This is a genomic window from Pirellulales bacterium, from assembly GCA_036499395.1.
Classification (GTDB): Bacteria; Planctomycetota; Planctomycetia; order Pirellulales; family JACPPG01; genus JACPPG01.
This window is the reverse complement of sequence record DASYDW010000062.1, coordinates 52,885-69,214: the sequence shown is the minus strand read 5'-3', so window position 1 is coordinate 69,214 and position 16,330 is coordinate 52,885. Positions and strand designations below refer to the sequence as shown.

General features: G+C 61.2%; 11 protein-coding genes. 6 read left to right on the top strand and 5 right to left on the bottom strand.

Features of this window, described 5'->3' with window-relative positions:
- Positions 1 to 473: 473 nt before the first annotated feature.
- Entirely contained in the window at positions 474 to 995 is a 522-nt protein-coding gene (gene tpx, locus VGN12_09080; protein ID HEY4309587.1) for a thiol peroxidase, read from the bottom strand.
- A gap of 247 nt (positions 996 to 1,242) precedes the next feature.
- Here tpx and VGN12_09075 point away from each other — a divergent pair, with 247 nt between their 5' ends.
- The 3 genes from VGN12_09075 (at position 1,243) to VGN12_09065 (ending at position 4,026) form a co-directional block, all read left to right on the top strand.
- Positions 1,243 to 1,623, top strand: a complete 381-nt coding sequence (locus VGN12_09075) for an STAS domain-containing protein (protein HEY4309586.1) — start codon at positions 1,243 to 1,245, stop codon at positions 1,621 to 1,623.
- Positions 1,624 to 1,803: 180 nt separating this feature from the next.
- The gene (locus tag VGN12_09070) at positions 1,804 to 3,327 is read left to right on the top strand and encodes an FAD-binding oxidoreductase (GenBank protein ID HEY4309585.1); all 1,524 of its coding nucleotides are present in this window, start codon (positions 1,804 to 1,806) and stop codon (positions 3,325 to 3,327) included.
- Between the two features lie 63 nt (positions 3,328 to 3,390).
- Positions 3,391 to 4,026: a histidine phosphatase family protein gene (locus tag VGN12_09065; protein ID HEY4309584.1), complete on the top strand. Its 636-nt coding sequence runs from the start codon at positions 3,391 to 3,393 to the stop codon at positions 4,024 to 4,026.
- A gap of 195 nt (positions 4,027 to 4,221) precedes the next feature.
- Here the strand turns inward: VGN12_09065 and VGN12_09060 are convergent, their stop codons facing one another.
- Positions 4,222 to 6,729, bottom strand: a complete 2,508-nt coding sequence (locus VGN12_09060; GenBank protein HEY4309583.1) for a redoxin domain-containing protein — start codon at positions 6,727 to 6,729, stop codon at positions 4,222 to 4,224.
- Positions 6,730 to 7,176: 447 nt separating this feature from the next.
- Here VGN12_09060 and VGN12_09055 point away from each other — a divergent pair, with 447 nt between their 5' ends.
- Together VGN12_09055 and VGN12_09050 are read left to right on the top strand one after the other, a co-directional pair.
- The gene (locus tag VGN12_09055; GenBank protein HEY4309582.1) at positions 7,177 to 9,138 is read left to right on the top strand and encodes a prepilin-type N-terminal cleavage/methylation domain-containing protein; all 1,962 of its coding nucleotides are present in this window, start codon (positions 7,177 to 7,179) and stop codon (positions 9,136 to 9,138) included.
- Positions 9,139 to 9,157: 19 nt separating this feature from the next.
- The gene (locus tag VGN12_09050) at positions 9,158 to 10,348 is read left to right on the top strand and encodes a hypothetical protein (protein HEY4309581.1); all 1,191 of its coding nucleotides are present in this window, start codon (positions 9,158 to 9,160) and stop codon (positions 10,346 to 10,348) included.
- A 2-nt stretch (positions 10,349 to 10,350) separates the two neighbouring features.
- On the opposite strand, the gene VGN12_09045 is transcribed toward VGN12_09050, so the two are convergent.
- Positions 10,351 to 11,451, bottom strand: a complete 1,101-nt coding sequence (locus VGN12_09045) for a glycosyltransferase (GenBank protein ID HEY4309580.1) — start codon at positions 11,449 to 11,451, stop codon at positions 10,351 to 10,353.
- A 100-nt stretch (positions 11,452 to 11,551) separates the two neighbouring features.
- Positions 11,552 to 12,163 (bottom strand): hypoxanthine phosphoribosyltransferase, encoded by a 612-nt coding sequence (gene hpt / locus VGN12_09040; GenBank protein HEY4309579.1) that lies wholly within the window; start codon positions 12,161 to 12,163, stop codon positions 11,552 to 11,554.
- Between the two features lie 222 nt (positions 12,164 to 12,385).
- Here hpt and VGN12_09035 point away from each other — a divergent pair, with 222 nt between their 5' ends.
- Positions 12,386 to 13,153, top strand: coding sequence for an alpha/beta hydrolase-fold protein (locus tag VGN12_09035; GenBank protein ID HEY4309578.1), 768 nt, complete (start codon positions 12,386 to 12,388; stop codon positions 13,151 to 13,153).
- A gap of 35 nt (positions 13,154 to 13,188) precedes the next feature.
- On the opposite strand, the gene VGN12_09030 is transcribed toward VGN12_09035, so the two are convergent.
- Positions 13,189 to 16,320, bottom strand: coding sequence for a hypothetical protein (locus tag VGN12_09030; GenBank protein HEY4309577.1), 3,132 nt, complete (start codon positions 16,318 to 16,320; stop codon positions 13,189 to 13,191).
- Between the last annotated feature and the right edge of the window lie 10 nt (positions 16,321 to 16,330).

Here is a 16,330-nt window from a genome sequence, read left to right as displayed (position 1 = left end):
CGATCGCCACAATTATCTCAAGCGGGACCAGAAAAAGCCACCAAATTCTAACACCATTTTGCATCGACACAGCGACGCGCGTGATGGTTGGAAAGAGATCGCGCTCGCAATGACAATAACGTCCATTTGCGAGCGAAAAGCGGCGCCAACGGCGACCGCAAATTACCCATATTAACATTCATCAGCGACACGGCCCCCCACGTAGCCATTCTCGCTATCGCGGGCGCTGGCACGTCGCGCGGCCTGACATGAGTTGGACACTTGGCCCTCGCCCTCCGCGCACTTGAAACGACGATGGGCGAGCCTACCCTCGTCGACCGCTAAATGACGGAAGCATGGTCCGATCGGGGGGATGACATAACGAAATCGGGCGGCTGCGCCACAGTAATGAGCTGTGGAGCGAGCCGCCCTTAATTCGTTTTGGCTGCAGTTGGATCGCAAGGCCCAAGACAGGCTAAGCCACCAACGCCCTGTTACAGTTGCGCTTTCAAGGCACTCAGTGCCGCTTCGTAGTTTGGCTCCTGGGCGACTTCCTTCACCGTCTCGGCATAGACGACCTTGCCGTCTTTATCGAGAACGAACGTGCCACGGGCCAGGATCTTCAACTCGTCAATCAGCATCCCCCAGTTCCGGCCGAAGCTGCGATCCTGGTAGTCGCTGACGCTCTTGATGCTCGTAATTCCTTCGGCGCCGCAGAAGCGATTCTGTGCAAACGGCAGATCGAGGCTCACCGTCAGGGCGTTGATCTTGTCGCCCAATCCGCCGAGGTCCTGATTGAACGTCCGGGTCTGCTTCTGGCAGACGGGCGTATCCAAAGAGGGGACGACGCTGATGATAGTCGGCTTTCCCTTCAAGTCCGCTAGCGTGACCTTTTGCAGCGCGCCATCGGCAAAACGGTGCATCGTGAACTCCGGTGCTGGCGCGCCGACTTTGACTTCGTCGCCCACCAGCGTCATCGGATTTCCCTTGAACGTTACAACTCCGGTTCGCGACATCGTTGAATCCTCCGAGGCAATTTTCATTTGTTTATGCCGCGAGAGGTTGACCACTCGCCGGGCAGGGACGGAAACCTGCCCCCGTAGTATCGTGTTTTTGCTAGCGGCTTCAAGGGCCCGCGCTGTGCGCCAAGCGTGGCCCGAACCGGAGCAGTTTCAGCGCTTTTTTGCCGGTATAGGTATATGATTGCCGGTCGAGTCGACAGTCTGATTTTTCGATCCTCGGTCGTACAAAGGAGTACCGGCCATGATCGGCGTAGCAGGTGGCCGAGTGCAGGGTGTCGAGCGCGGGCCGGGGGGTTGGCTGTTCATACGCATTGGGCCAGCGCCACCCGAGTCAAGGTGCGAAATGCCGCTCGGCGAACAAGTCTGGTCGCTGCTGGCGAAGCACTTCATGAATCGCGTTGTCCTCGAATGGCAGGACGTCGCACAACTCTCCATGGCCGAGGCCGAAGAGTTGTCGCAGTTGAAACGGCGCGTCGAAGACCATGACGGCATCTTGCGCCTGTGCGGCCTCTCGGACGCCTGCCTGACGACCATCGAGCAGTGCGGACTGGCGCCGAAACTCGCACATTACGGCAGCCGTGAAGAGGCGGTGATGGCGAATCGCCCGAACCAGCCGCGGTAACGAGCGGGAAGCGAATCGGATGACCAGTCGCGACAGCGTCACAGGTAGACGGTCCCCGGCTGTGCGTAATGCGACCTTGCAAAGTGGCTGTGCGCCACCCATTCTGAAGGTACGTCCGGAACCTGCGATTTCGCACCATTAAAATGCGCGAGTGAACAACGTCGCTGGATTAGGGGCACGATGAAGGGCGCCAGCGACGCGAATTCTCGCAAGCTCAGATATCGCTTGGCGCTGACAGCGGTAGCCATCGTCAGCGTCATGGCGTTCGTCGTCGGTCGCCCGGCTTATCTCTGGAGTTGGGCGTGGTTGCGCGACCGGCCTGTCGCCGAGCAACTAGACGACGGCGAGGCCGACGATGCCAGCAGGTTGAATCGCACGCCGGTCTCCAAGGTCTGGTCGATCCCTTCTGATCCGAGCGGCGCCGAATCACAGCTGCGCGAATTGCTTACGCGGGCGCGTCGCGATCATTTAGGTGTGGCGATCGCCGGAGCACGGCATTCGATGGGCGGCCATACGATCTGCCCCGACGGGATCGTGCTCGACATGCTCCCCTTTGATCGTATGCAACTCGATGCGGAGAGGCGAACCATTCGCGTGGGGGCCGGCGCGCGGTGGGCCGCGGTTGTTCCTTATCTTGACACACATGGCCTTTCTGTCGGAGTCATGCAATCGAACAACAATTTCACCGTCGGCGGTTCCGTGAGCGTGAATTGTCACGGCTGGCAGCACGATCAACCCCCCATCGCTTCGACGGTCGAAAGCTTTCGGCTGATGCGAGCCAATGGCGCTGTCGTCAATTGCAGCCGTACCGAGAACGCTGAGCTGTTTTCGCTAGTGCTCGGCGGATATGGCCTGTTCGGCGTGATTCTCGAAGTCGAACTCAGAGTTGTAGCGAATGAACGATATACGCCCGAGGTCGAGCGTTTTTCCGCGGAGCAATATCCGGAACGCTTCGCGAAACTGATGGGCGAGGCGAAGGATATCGGCATGGCATACGGTCGATTATGTGTAGTCCCAGGAAACGACACGTTGCTGCGCGAGGCCGTACTAGTGGTATTTCGTCGTGCGCCCTGCACACCGCAGGAAGTGCCGGTGCTTTCGCCGTTGGAGTTTGCCGGGTTGCGCCGGCAAATTCACCGTGCACAAATCGATAGCCCGGCCGGAAAACGCTTGCGCTGGCAGGTCGAAAGTTCGATCGGAGAATTTGTCAGAAATCAGTATGTGTCGCGCAATCAGTTGTTGAACGAAGATGCTGATGTCTACCGCGAACAAAATTCCGATCGCGTGGATATTTTGCAAGAGTATTTTGTCCCGGCCGAGGGATTCTCGCGATTTCTGGCCGACGCTCGCCGAATCATCACCAGGCACGAGGGAGATTTGCTCAACGTCACAGTCCGCACAATTCGCTGCGATCCGGACAGCTTTTTGCGATACGCCGACCAGGATATGTTTTCGCTCGTGATGCTTTTTAATCATGCGCGTACCGCAACAGCCGATGAGCAAGTTCAGGGAATGACGCGGGAAATGATCGACGCCGTACTGGCCAGTGGCGGCCGCTTCTATTTGCCGTACCGCCTGCATGCCACCGCGACGCAGCTACGCGCAGCCTATCCGCAGGTCGAAGCATTCTTCGAACTCAAGCGGAAATACGACCCCGAAGAGATATTTCAGAATCAGTTCTATACGACCTATGCGACGCCCTGACGCGATCCGCTTTGCAGGTTATGCTAGGCGCTTTGCCGAATCGCAAAACTTGCTGAGCCTGTAATGTTGATCTACTGCGTCCGCCATGGCGAAAGCTGCTACAACGCCGAGGGGCGGTTGCAGGGACAATCCGCGACGCCGCTCTCTCCGCTGGGCCTGCGTCAGGCGGGGGCAATGGCCACCGCGCTCGCGGCTCAGCCCATCACGGCCATCTACGCGAGCCCGCTGCCACGCGCCCGGCAAACTGCTGACGCTCTCGGGGCAGCGCTCGGCGTGACCGTGACGCTCGACGATCGCTTGATGGAAATCAACGTCGGCATTCTGCAAGAGTTGATGCACAACGAGATCGCCGATCGCTATCCCGTCGAGACGGCCGCCTGGCGCGCCTCGGATCCCGATTATCGCATTCCGCAGGGGGAAAGCCGTCGTGATTTAATGGTCCGCGCCCGTGCGTCCTTCGACGAGATTCGCGCCACCGGTCACGAGCAAGTGGCCGTCGTCTCGCACGGCGGGCTTCTGGCGGCGGCGTTCAAATCGTTGCTCGATGTGCCCGCCGGCCGGAACCCCTTCACACTCTTCAACGCCTCGATCAGCCGATTGGTTTGGAACCACGAGCCGAAGCTGCTGACGATCAACGAAGTGGATCACTTGCGGGCAGCCGGTTGCGAGTATATCGCCAACCGCGGCGATTTCTTTTAGCGCGCCGCGCGGTGCATCGGCTGAAATGCGATGCGGCACCGACACACTGTTAAACAGCGAGTGCATGCTTAAGGAATGAACACTAAAACTCCCGCTGGCGCTTCGGGATAGTGTTCTTACACCGTTAGCATATGGGCGAAAATCTGCGCAATCTGCGGATCACATCCTTACATTCAGGTCGCGGCGCCGTCACGTTCATGGACTTGGCAGCACCAGCAATCGTTTCGCTTCGCCGAGCAGGAACTTCATGTCCATGAATGGTTCCGGTCCCACATCCTGCCAGCGCACCAGCCCGGCGCCGTCGATGAAGTATGTGGCATGCAGCGGCGTCTGCTCGAAATCGTCGAAGGCCCGGTACTGACGGAATGTCTGTAGCGCCGGATCGACGAGGATGGGAAACGCCGGCGGCCCTTCATTCGCGGCGCGCTTGATGAGCGCCGTGTTCAACTGCTCGGCCGTCTCGCTGCTGATCGCTACGAGCGAGATGCCCGCCGCGGCAAACTCCGCCACCATCGGCTCGAGCGCCTTGAGTTGCTCGACGCAATGCAAACAACCGAAGCCCAGATAGAACACCACCACCACCGGCTTGCCGGCAAAGTCGCCCAGCGAAACAGCCTTGCCCTGGGCATCGGGCAGCGACCAGCTTTCAGCCGCGACCGGATGCCAATGCAATGGGCCCAACGTATCGAGCGGTGGTCGCGCGCCGAAATCCGCGGCCACCGTGGCCGGCACGCGCCAATCATCCCCCAGTCCTAGCTCGTGCGCCACAGGTTCCAGCCGTTTAAACGGCGGAACATCGAGATCGAATCGGGCGCTCAAAGCGCGCAGCTTCTCGAACTCGGCCTTCGCTTCGGCGTTCTTGCCGGCGCGCCGCAGAATTTCAACGTAGTTCGCCAGCGGCAACGCCTCGCCAGGACCTTTTTCGACAGCTTCCTTCGCCAACTGCTCGGCCCGGGCCGTATCCCCGGCAGCGATGGCGGCCTGTGATTGAAATTCCTTGCTCAGATCGTCGGCCTTTGCCAGCTCGGTCTTTGCCTCTTCGAATCTTCCTGCCGCTAAGTTCGCACGGCCGTTCAACTCAGCCAGTGCCTTTTCGATAACCTTCACATCTTTGTCACGACCGTCGGCGGCATCTTTCTTGGCCTTCGCGACTTGCTCGTCGGTCTTCTTGTCGTCGCGCGCTTTCTTCTCGGCGTCTTCGCCAGCCGTTTGCTGTTCAGCATTAACCTTGGCCAGCAGTTCCCCGAGCGCGGAGATAGGGACTTGCGCTGATGCCGTGTCCCCCTTGGCCAAATGTGCCGTGGCAATTGCCCGCAGGCGTTTCACCTGCTCAGTCTGAATCTCGGTCGGCTCCAGGTACGAGGTCTCGGCCAAAGCCAAAAGCTCGTCCCATAATTCGTATTGCGTGAGCACATCAATCAACCGCGCCCGGCCGAATTGCGAGCTGCTGGTTTTTGACAGCACGTTGTATTCCGGGTGGCGCGGGAGCTCGATCATGTTCTTCGCCAGTGATACGGCTTCGCGCACTCGGCCGACGTGCATCATGTCGCGAATCAGCCACTCGTTATTGTGAGCGTAGTTATGAATCTGATCCGGCAGGATGCGGTCGCGGATCATGTGCGCATGATCGACGCGGGCGGACGCCTCTTGCTGCCACGCGGCGTCACCATAACGATGCAGCGCAGAATAAATGTGACCTGGCATGTGCCACATGTGCGCGATCGTGGGGGCCGATTCGCCGCATCGCGCCGCAGATTCGATCGCCCGCACCGGCTTCTCTTTATCCCACAGGTGAATCCGGTAATGATGCGCCGGATGATACGGCTCGGCCGCGAATACCTGGTCCAGTAAAGCGTCGACCGCCTGATGGCTGCTGATTGGCAGCCCCTTGCTGCTGTTGAGCCAGATTTGCAGCGCCAGGAAGGCCTTGGCTTCGAGCTCGTTGGGATGATCCTGCACGATCTGCTCCAGCGAGCGCACTAGCTCGCGGCGCCGCGCCTTGTCGTCTTTGTCTCCCGCCTTGTAAAACGCCGCCAATCCGTCGATCCACAATTGCTCGCGCGGACTGGCCTGCGCTTTCTGCTCGACCGCTTTCTCGATGAGTTTCTTGGCGCGCTTCTCGTTATTCACGTTCGCCATCGCCAGGCCCCAATACGCCATGGCGCACTGCGGATCGAGAGCCACGATCTGGCGGAACGTCCGCTCCGCTTCGAAATACCAGAAGCCGTGCAACTGCCCGACCCCTTGGTCGAAGAGCGCCTGCACCCCAGCGACCGAACTGGTGATCGGCAAATGGACCTTGCCGGTGCCGGCCATCAGGTAGGCCCCCTGGCGCGGCCCTTCGTCGAAGACTTCGCCGTGGCTGGAATGGCCAGGGAGCAGTTCCTTGCTCTGCCCCTTCGCCGCCGCGCCGAAGAAAGCCCCCACGGACTTCGCGGCCTCGGTCACCGTTTTCTTGGTTTCTTCGACAGTCGGAGCAGCGGGCGTCGCCGTGTCGGCCGGTTTGCCGGCGTCGGCGGATTTCGCTGCCTCGGCAGTGTCGATGATTCCGGCCGAGGTTTCTTCGGCCCAGGCTACTGTCGCCAGACCAGCCAGAACGAGTCCCCCGATCAGGACCACGGCCGCAGCTCGTCGTCCGCCATGAAACCGAACCAGGCAGAATTCGACGAAACGGACCGGTACGGCCCGGAATGAGAATCGCATGAAAACCCTCCGCGAGGCAGGCAGTTTGGGGGCGAACCTGCATGATGCCCCGCTGGCCGAAGAGCGTCAAGCAAATGCATTGCGACACCAAATCGCGCCAGATTCCATCAAAAAACCCCTCTTCCCCGCGGAGGAGAGGGCAGGATGAGGGGGGCAAATCGTTCACAGCAATAAGACTGCGCGCGCCCAAGAATCGCCACACCCGAATTAACCTCCCCGGGCTCGCAGAGCCCGGCTACAGTTCGGCTCAATCGCAGAACTCTTGACACACGCCGCGCCCCCGAGTGCAATACTAGAAGTAGGTCGACGTCGGAACACTCGTCCTCAAGGCGGTCAGCAAGCGCCGCTCTCTTCGGTCTCCGAGTGACCTGCCCACGGTAAGCGCGGGCCAGCCGCCATCGGGCAATTGGTTTCAAATCGAGCGCTCGCACGCGCGTGGAGCAGAGCATGCAACGGCCCAGCCCGGTTCGTAATTCGGTGATTCCCCACCGACCTCGATCACGTCCAGCGCCGCGCCCGGCCTTCACCCTGATCGAAGTCCTGGTCGCCATGGCGGTCACGCTGATGCTGATGGCGATCGTCGTCACGATCTTTGGCGCGATTGGCGAGAACGTCTCGAAGAACAACTCTTCGATGGAAATGAACGACCAGCTCCGCTCGGTCAAGCAGCGCCTGCAACTCGACCTGGCAGGCGTCACCGTGCAAATGCTCCCCCCACGCCGCGACGAAAACGGCGAAGGCTACTTCGAAATCATCGAAGGCCCCGTAGGCCGGCTGCCGCCGAATACGAAGTTCGTTATCGACGAGACCTACGACACGACGCAAGCGGCAACAGCCTCCGTAAACGCGTCCAGTGAAGGCCCGGATACGACCGTCGGTGACACGGACGATATGCTGATGTTCACGACGCGCAGCAAAGGGGAAATGTTCCAGGGACGCGGCGCGCAGTGGAACGCTTTCACAAGTCAGTACGACATTAAATCCCTGCAATCGCAGGCCGCCGAAGTTGCTTGGTTCATGCGAGGAACGACCTTGTATCGACGGCAGTTGCTTGTCCGGCCCGATTTGCCCCCGACAACGACCGTTAACGGCCAGTATGTTGTGCCGCAACCGAATAACCTGGTCGCCGGGCAATTTTATCAGACCGGCATGGGGTCACCTTATGCCTACAATACGAACTTCTATGCTATCACCGATCTTTCTGCGCACGCTGCAGGTGCTGCAGGGGGCGCGATTGGCACCTTCGACCTCAGCCCGTCACCACCCAGTTTTTATGTCGTAGCCAATTCGCTCGAGGACCTGACGAAACGCGAGAATCGCTTTGCTCACTACCCGCTCGTAGCAGGAACTTCGCCGTACGGGTGGCCGCACCATGTTCGTGGTTGGGGACAGTTCTACAACACGATTCCGTTCGGTGGCGCTCCGAGCTATGGCATATTTCGCAAATTTCCTCCTGCAAATCCGACTTCACCGTTGGCTGGATCGGTTGTCACTTCGGGGCGCCTTGGATTGCCAACATTGCGCGAATGCTCGTCACTATATTTCCCCCTTCCAGGCACCTTTGAGTTGCTTAATACGGGCCAAATCGTTTTAGGAAACGCAAGCGGCCAGGGCATGAGTAGTACCTCGCTTGAGAATGAACCATTCGACGCGTGGACGAATTCTAATCCGACGTGGACAGTGAAGTTGGGCAGTACGGTTCAGGGCGGAACGGCCGATGCGCTTACGGGAAACCTGCTCAATATTTTTCCCGATAACCCTGCACCGAGCCCATTCGGTTCGCGGTACGGAGAGGATGTCATCCTGACTCACGTCTTGTCGTTCGACGTGCGCGTCTGGGACCCGCAGGCCGCGTTGATCAGCGTCACGGATTCCTCGGGAAATGTGTCGCTCTACTCCCCCGGCGATCCAGGATACTATGCACAGCTACGCGATTGGGTGAAGGGAACTGGCCCCGCCGGCACCAACTATGCGATCGCATCTCGTGGGGCCTATGTCGACCTGTACTACAGGGCGGGTTTCCCCTTCTTCCTCACAGTCATCGGTGACTCGCTAACTGCCGCGCAACAGACGGCACTGGATAGCGTTATAACGTCCACCTTCTCGGAAGCTGGCAATTCAAAGTCGGGCCTCCAATCACCCGATCCTTACACCGCATCGACCTACGACACTGGTTCCTGGCACTACGAGAACGACGGGATTGATCAAGACGGTGTGAATGGCGCGGATCAGGGGACCAATGGTCTGGACGACAATGGTGACGGTGTTGTCGACGACGTCGGCGAGCTTGAGGCGCCGCCGCCGTATTCCGCTCCCCTCCGTGGCATCCAGATCAAGATTCGCTGCTTTGACGCGGATAGCCAAGAGATTCGCGAGGTCACGGTCGTGCAGGAGTTCGTGCCCGAGTAATCGGTCTCGGCCCGCTGGCATGTCGTACCCGCATGTGATCCGTCTGCGTTGCCCCTGGGAATGTCGGCCGCTGGTCCGCTACACAATAGCGCCTGATGGTGCGATCGTCGCGCAGTCGGACGACTTGCCTGCGCCGGCTCGCGTCAACGTTCCGGCCGATTGGGAAGCCACGCTCGGCGCCGGTTTCCGTGGTCGCGTCCGCTACACGCGGCGGTTCAATCGCCCCACGAATCTCGACCCGCACGATCGCGTCTGGCTGGTGATCGAGGGAGCGGACGCGCTCGCGCGCTACCTGCTCGATGAAACATTGCTGGGCGAGTTGGACGGTTACGCCCTGCCGGCGGAGAGCGATATCACACCACTCTTGAAGCCCAGCAACGTGCTCACGGTCGAGGTCGAATTACCGGCCGGCATCGACGACGCACGCCAGGTGATTCGCCCTGGCCGTGAATCGTTGGCCGGCGGTCTGGTCGGCGCGGTCCGCCTCGAAATTCGCAAGCACGTGCATATCGCCGGGCTGTCGCTGCATTGGGAAACCGGCGGCAAGACGCCCAGATTGCACATCGCCGGCCGTGTGGATGGTGAGGCATCCGCGGCACGACTAGCCATCGCCGTTAACGCCTGCGAGCGCGAGCTTGCCTATCAAGATATTTCCGCTGGCGAGTCATTCGCGATCAACATCCCGATCAATGATTGGCCCGCCTGGCCTGACCCGATGGACGAGCCGGTGCTGACGCCAGTCGAAATCCGCCTGACCGACGGCCGCGCAACGCTGTGGCAAACAACCATCGAAACGGCCCCGCCGCAGCCAGACGACCAACCGACGCGCGCCGCAATGTTGCGCACCATCAGCAACGAAAAACCGCTCGCTTGGCTCGACTATGTCGATCAGGCCAGCCCGACCTTTCAGCAAGTGCTTTCGCGTCCGGGGACTGTCGTCGGACTGCGGGCCATCCTGCCTGACGCGCTCTATCAGGCGCTCGATCAAGCGAACGTAGGGATCGTGCAGCAAGTCCCGCGCGCCTGGTCCGATCGCGTCTGCCCGCGCCTCGCCCATCATCCTGCGATTCTGGCCTGGGAAATTACGCCAGGGAATTCGCCAGCCATTAAGAACGTACACTCGCCCGCAGAAGCCGCCGCGATCGAACAACCGACAGCGACGCGGACATTATTCGGTCGTCCCGTAATCCGCATCGCCGACAAGAAGTAGCGCTACGCCAGCAGCTCGCGATAGAGCGCTGCGTGCCGCTCGACCATTTTCTCGATGCTGAACTCGGCCAGCACGCGCTGCCGACCCGATTCGCCCAGACGTTGTGCCAAGTCGCGGTCGTTGAGCAGTTTGTTCGTATAGCGGGCGAAACCGGCCCGATCCCCGACCGGCACCAGGTAGCCCGTCTCGCCAGGTACGACCAGATCCCGATTGCCCGAGATATCGGTCGCCACCACCGGTACGCCATGGCTCATGGCTTCCATGATCACGTTGGGCAGCCCCTCATATTCGCTTGCGAGCCACAGCGCATCGAAATGATGCATGATCTGGGCCACGTCATTGCGCTCGCCCACAAAATGAACCTTGTCTTCGATGACCACCTGCCGGCGAAAACGAATCAGCCGCTCGCGATGCGGCCCGTCACCAATGATCAGCAAATGCACGTCAGGCCGGATCACCTTTAGCAGGTCGGCAGCCCAGATCAAATCCTTCACGCGCTTCTGCGGCCACAAGCGATTGACGGCGCCAATGATCCGCGCGTCGGCCGGCAACCCAAGTTCGCTTAACAGCGCCTCGCGCGGAATGGTACTTCCTGCGGCCGGTCCGATGCCGTTGGGGATCAGCGTGAACTTGCCGGCGTCAATGCCGTGATGCGTGTAGAACTCCTGCACGCCCGAGCTGTTGACGATGATCCGCGCCGTGCGTCGCGCCAGCCAGCGATCGATCGCCAGCTCGTGCCAGGTTTTCCACGGATCAACGCATCGTTCGCTCGCCACGATGCACGATACCCCGGCCGCCAGCGCCGCGGCACGGCCATAGCTGTTCGCCGCGAAAATCCACGTCTGCACCAACCGCGGTCGTAGTGACGCGATGTGCTGTTTCAACCGCCAGAAGGCAATCGGATCGAACTTGTGCGACTTGCCGATCACGTGCAACGGAATGCCAGCCTCGGCCAGCGGCGCCGACAGCGGGCCGCCTCGCGTTAGCGCGCAGACGTGTACTTCGAATTCATCGCGCGGCAAACCGGCGGCCAGCAGCGTCAACTGCTTCTCGGCCCCCGAACGATCGAGCGTGGGAATGATCTGCAGAATGCGCTGCTTCACGGGCGATCACCGGCGCAAATCTTCTCGGCGCAAGTCATCGCGGCACAAATCAATTCGGCGCTGTTGCGCGGCCGGTCGTCGCTCGTCTCGCCGGCAAAGTTCATGAGCCCAGGCCCTGGATGACTTGCTCGGCCTGCGCCGCGGCGTCGTCAGGTGTCATGTCGGCCGGATCGAGCGCCGCCACGTGGGGCAGGTTGCGATACAGGTCCGCATAGTCCAGCCCGTAACCGACAACAAACTCGTTGGGAATCTCGAACGCGACATGGTCAGGCTGCATCGGCACTTCGATCCGCCCCGCCTTGCGCAACAGCACAGCCGAGCGCAACTGCGCGGGACCTAGCGCCGTGAACTGCTCGACGAGCGCGGTCAACGTATGCCCGCTGTCGAAGATATCGTCCACGATCAGCACCTCGCGCTCCGCGATCTCGGGCAAAAGGGCCAGATCCAATTTCAACTCGCCCGGTTTCGTCCCACCGCGATAACTAGTGGCCTGCACGAACCCTATCTTTAGCGGCATGTCGAGCAACCGGATCAAATCGGCCAGCAGCACGACGCTGCCCGTCAGCACGCCGACGATCGTCAGTGGACGCCCCTCGTAGTGCGCATTGATCTCGTCGGCCAGGCGACTTACTCCCTCGCGCAATTGTTCTTCATCCAGAATCGGTCGCAAAGTATCACCAGCAGGCTGAAGGTTATGGGCTGTCAACGGCATCGTGCGGTGCGAGAAACCTGCGGTAATATACTTTGCTCGCGCGTGTTTATGAACGGGTCCGGAGGTCGCACTTGCACCGATCACCGGCTATTGCGAGCCCCGCACCGCGATCGCCGACCGTGACCACGGCTACCCTGTGACGATGTTGCGGATTAAACTGCCCTCGGCCCGAAAGCCACGTCCCGCGAACCATTCCGTTCCTATCTGTCCTGCCCGCCAGCCATGTCGAGTCCTAACAATTCCCTGCCGGGCTGGAGCCGCGTGCCGATCGCCGGGCACGAGGCCGAAATCTACGAACCACCGCACCCGAGCGAGCACGGCTACACCGTCATCTATCTGCACGGCGTCCACGTGAAGACGCTGCACGAGAATCCGGCGTTTACGAACGAATTCGCCCGACACGGTTTTCGCGTTGTCGTCCCGATAACGATGCGCAGTTGGTGGGCAAACCGGATCTGCCGCGAGTTCGACCCGGCCGTCACTGCTGAGCAATACGTTCTCAACAGCGTCCTCCCCTTCATCAAAGAACGCTGGGGAGCCGTTCCCCCGCGCATCGCGCTGTTGGGGACGAGCATGGGCGGGCAAGGCGCGCTGCGATTCTCGTTCCGATTTCCCGCGCAGTTCCCGATCGTGGCCGCCATGGCGCCGGCGATCGACTATCAGTTGCGCTACTACGAGGAAGGGGAAGACGGCACGCTGTTCGAGATGTACGACTCGCCCGAGGCCATCCGCCAGGAAACAGCGACGCTTTACGTTCATCCATTGAACTGGCCGCGCAACATGTGGTTTTGTTGTGATCCGCTGGACTATCGCTGGCACGAAAGCACCGAGCGGCTGCGCTCCAAACTGGCGGCCAGCGGCATTCCGTACGACTGCGATCTCGAAACGCGGGCCGGCGGACATACCTGGACGTACTACGATCACATGGCCCCTCAGGCGCTCGAATACATCGCCACCCGGCTGGAGCGCGAACGATTGCGCTTGGTGTGACCCTTGGCGCCCATGCACACGGCCCTGCGAGCCTGTTACTTTCGCTGCGTGGTGGGAGGCGCCGCGGCAGCGTTTGGTTGCCGGTTCCCCCGCGCCGCGCCGGTTTCCAGATTTTGCAGGTGCAGAGAGTGAGCATCCTGCACTTCGAGCTGATTCAGCGACGGCCAAAACAAGAACTTGCCCGCGCTCTGTTCATCCCAAGGGGATCCGACGCGTACTTGCCGCGCCAGATACGCATAGTTCCGGCCATCCCCTTCCAGAATCATCAGCTCCTTCGCGGCGACGTAATTCAGGCGCGCCGCGCTGGCTGAGAATGTCTGGCCACGGCTCTTCGGTTTGTTGGGGTCCGCCTTATCGTTGTTCGCCCCGGGGTTCGCTCGTCCGTCCAATCGAGCATTGCCCGTGGCCGTGATTTCAAACGGCTGCGTATTCCCGGTCGTGGCCCCCGGAGTTCGCATTATCTGCAGGCGATCGCTGGTCATCAGCATGGCGCCCTCGACGAGCCTTTCCGGATCGTCGGCCTCGACCACGGTGTCCCAATCCTGAGCAGGGCTGTAGACACAACGCACGCGATCCTGGAAATCCATCGTCTGCTGCGTTTGGTTGCCGCTCAGGCTTCCCTGGAAGTTCACTCCCAGGTAGGCCAGTCGTGGGCCGTTTGCCTGCGGGTTGGGTTGCGGTGGCTTTGGTTGTTGCGCCGCGGCGCCGGGCATTCGCGGGCCGGTGCCGGTATCGATCCAAACTCGCCGCACCCACCCCGGTCCATTCGCGTTCATGTTGCCGGTGGCCGGCTCGACGGCCAGGTCCATGGCGATCATTCGTTCTAACGAGCTGAGCCGTCCGGCCTGCAGCGTCCGCTGTTCGAGCGCCACGTCTTGCCGACATAGCACCTGCCGGATCTGCGGTCGGGCGCGCGGGTCCATCTGATCGAACACCACGCGCGGCTCGAACATTGCCTGCAGCAGGTTGCACGTCAGCCGCTGATGCTCGGATTGAGCAAGCCCCTCAGGCGTCAGCTTGTCCTGCTGCGTGACCACGACCACGCCGTCCTGGAAATTGGCGTCACGTCCGTCGAAATCCATCCGCCCCTTCCAGGTAATCTCGAGCGGTCGCGGCGGACCAGGCGCCTGGGTCGTCTGCGGCGGCGGGACCATGATCGTCATGATGCCGTGACCATTGACCCAGGCGCGGTTGTTCGCCCGATCGATGTGAATGTCGTTGCCGTCGATGGTCATCTCGCGCGCTTCGATATGCGCGGGATTTCCGACCACGTGCGCCACGGCTTGATTCGGGAACGGTTGATCGACGTCGAGTTGGTCACCTTGCATCGTCAACGGTCGCGTGCCGGGCTCAGCAACTTGCGTCTCGCGCAGCCGGACGTTCCGCTCGATATGAATGCGCGTCACGTCGGTCGACACTTCGCCGACCAGTGCTTCGACCTGCAACAACTCGCCGGCCACATGTACCTGGCGTCCTGGCGCTATCGGGGCAGCCGGTGGTGCCGCGCCCGTGTGCGGGCCAGCCATGCCCGCGGGTGTCATCTGTCGAACCGGACCGGCAGCGCCCGTCGTGGCCGCGACAGCCGTTGCGCCCGCTTTGCGAGCCGCAGCGCCAGCCTTGCCAATCGCGGTGCCGGGGCGCGGCGCGGGGCGACGCAGCCAGACTTGCAAATGGTGAACATCCCCCAGCAACGTGGGAGACTCGAAATGCACGCGCTCGAATGCCTGCAAGCGATCCGGCACCAACCGTCGCCGCCCCGAGGCATCAGCGGGCGTGTCCATGTCTTCGATCATGAATAGCCGAATCGTTTCGGCGTTTAGCATTCCGACGCCTGCCGACTCGACGTGTGCGTCACCCACCAGCTTCGCGCATTGCGCTCCTTCGTACGGACCGAATTCGAGCTCGCGCGTCCACGTCGCTTCGATTGGACGCGCGCTCGCGTCGCCGGGACGAACCGCCTTGAGCCAGCCTGGCCCCTGCATGCCGCCGGCATTTTTCTTCAGATCGAATTCCAGCCGCGTGCCGCGCGATTGAATGCCGCGCGAGGGAGAGCGAATCACGACCGGATCCCCTTCGGCCTCGATCCGGCTAGGCTCGAGTTTGGAGAGGGCCGCGGGGCGTGGCGACTTCGACTGCACATCGGCCGTGGCCCCTCCCGCCGGTTCGAAAAACAACGACAGGACTTCGCAAGTCAATTGATCGCTGGGCCCATCAAGATTGGCCCGCACCACGTCGACTTTCTTGTTGAAGATCGCGGCGAAGCGCGTCACGTCGAATTTGAAAGCCCCGTCGCAAGTGATGTCCACCGGCAGATTATCTTGCGGATCAGCGCTGCCCTGCGGGGTCGGCTGCGCAGGCGAGCTCCCGGCCGGACTTGGGAACATATCCGCCTGCCCCGGGTAAAGCCGCATGCGAACATCTTTTTTCAACGTGATCGAATTAACACCGCCAAAGCCAGGCGCTGGCGAATTCGGCGCCGGATTGGCCGACGGGGCCAGCACGATCTCCAGGTCCCGGCCGTTTCCACGATTGGGCCCCAAACGAAAGTCGACCGGATGCGGCGTGACAATCTTGTCCGCGATCAACTCGGCATCGCGCGTCGTAATCAACAGGTCGTCCTGCGGCCCCGGCAGACGCTGGTCACTGCGGATCGTGATAGGGCCGTTCATGTGGCCGCCCACCAGTTTGCCGATTTTCATCTGCTTCAAATCAACCGGCGTATCGAACCGCAAGATCGCTCCCTCGGGCGCTTGCAGAATTACCGCGCGGCGATTGCGCTCCGCCTCGTTCTCGGCGTCTTCTTCGGACATGAAAATCAGCGTGCATGGCCAGATGTGCAATCGGCCATCAGGGAGCGACTTGTAATCTCGTGCCAACAGCTTGCCACGCGGCGACTCGAAAACCTTCGGCGAACTCAGCTCCCAATCGCCCGGCGCAAACCAGGGGTTGAGCGCGCGTCGCTGCAACTCGACGACGTTCGTTCCCGCCGTGCCCTGCACATGAATGTTGTCGAATTCCGGTCGTGGCTCGGCCGTGGGCTCGATGAATGGCACGATCGCCAACGCATAGAACCAGTAGATCCCGACCATCATCAGAAAGCTGCCGCCGACGCGCTTCCACGGCAGCCCCGTGCGCGGAATCTCGGCCGGGCGCGCAGGCTCACTCACGATGGACTCG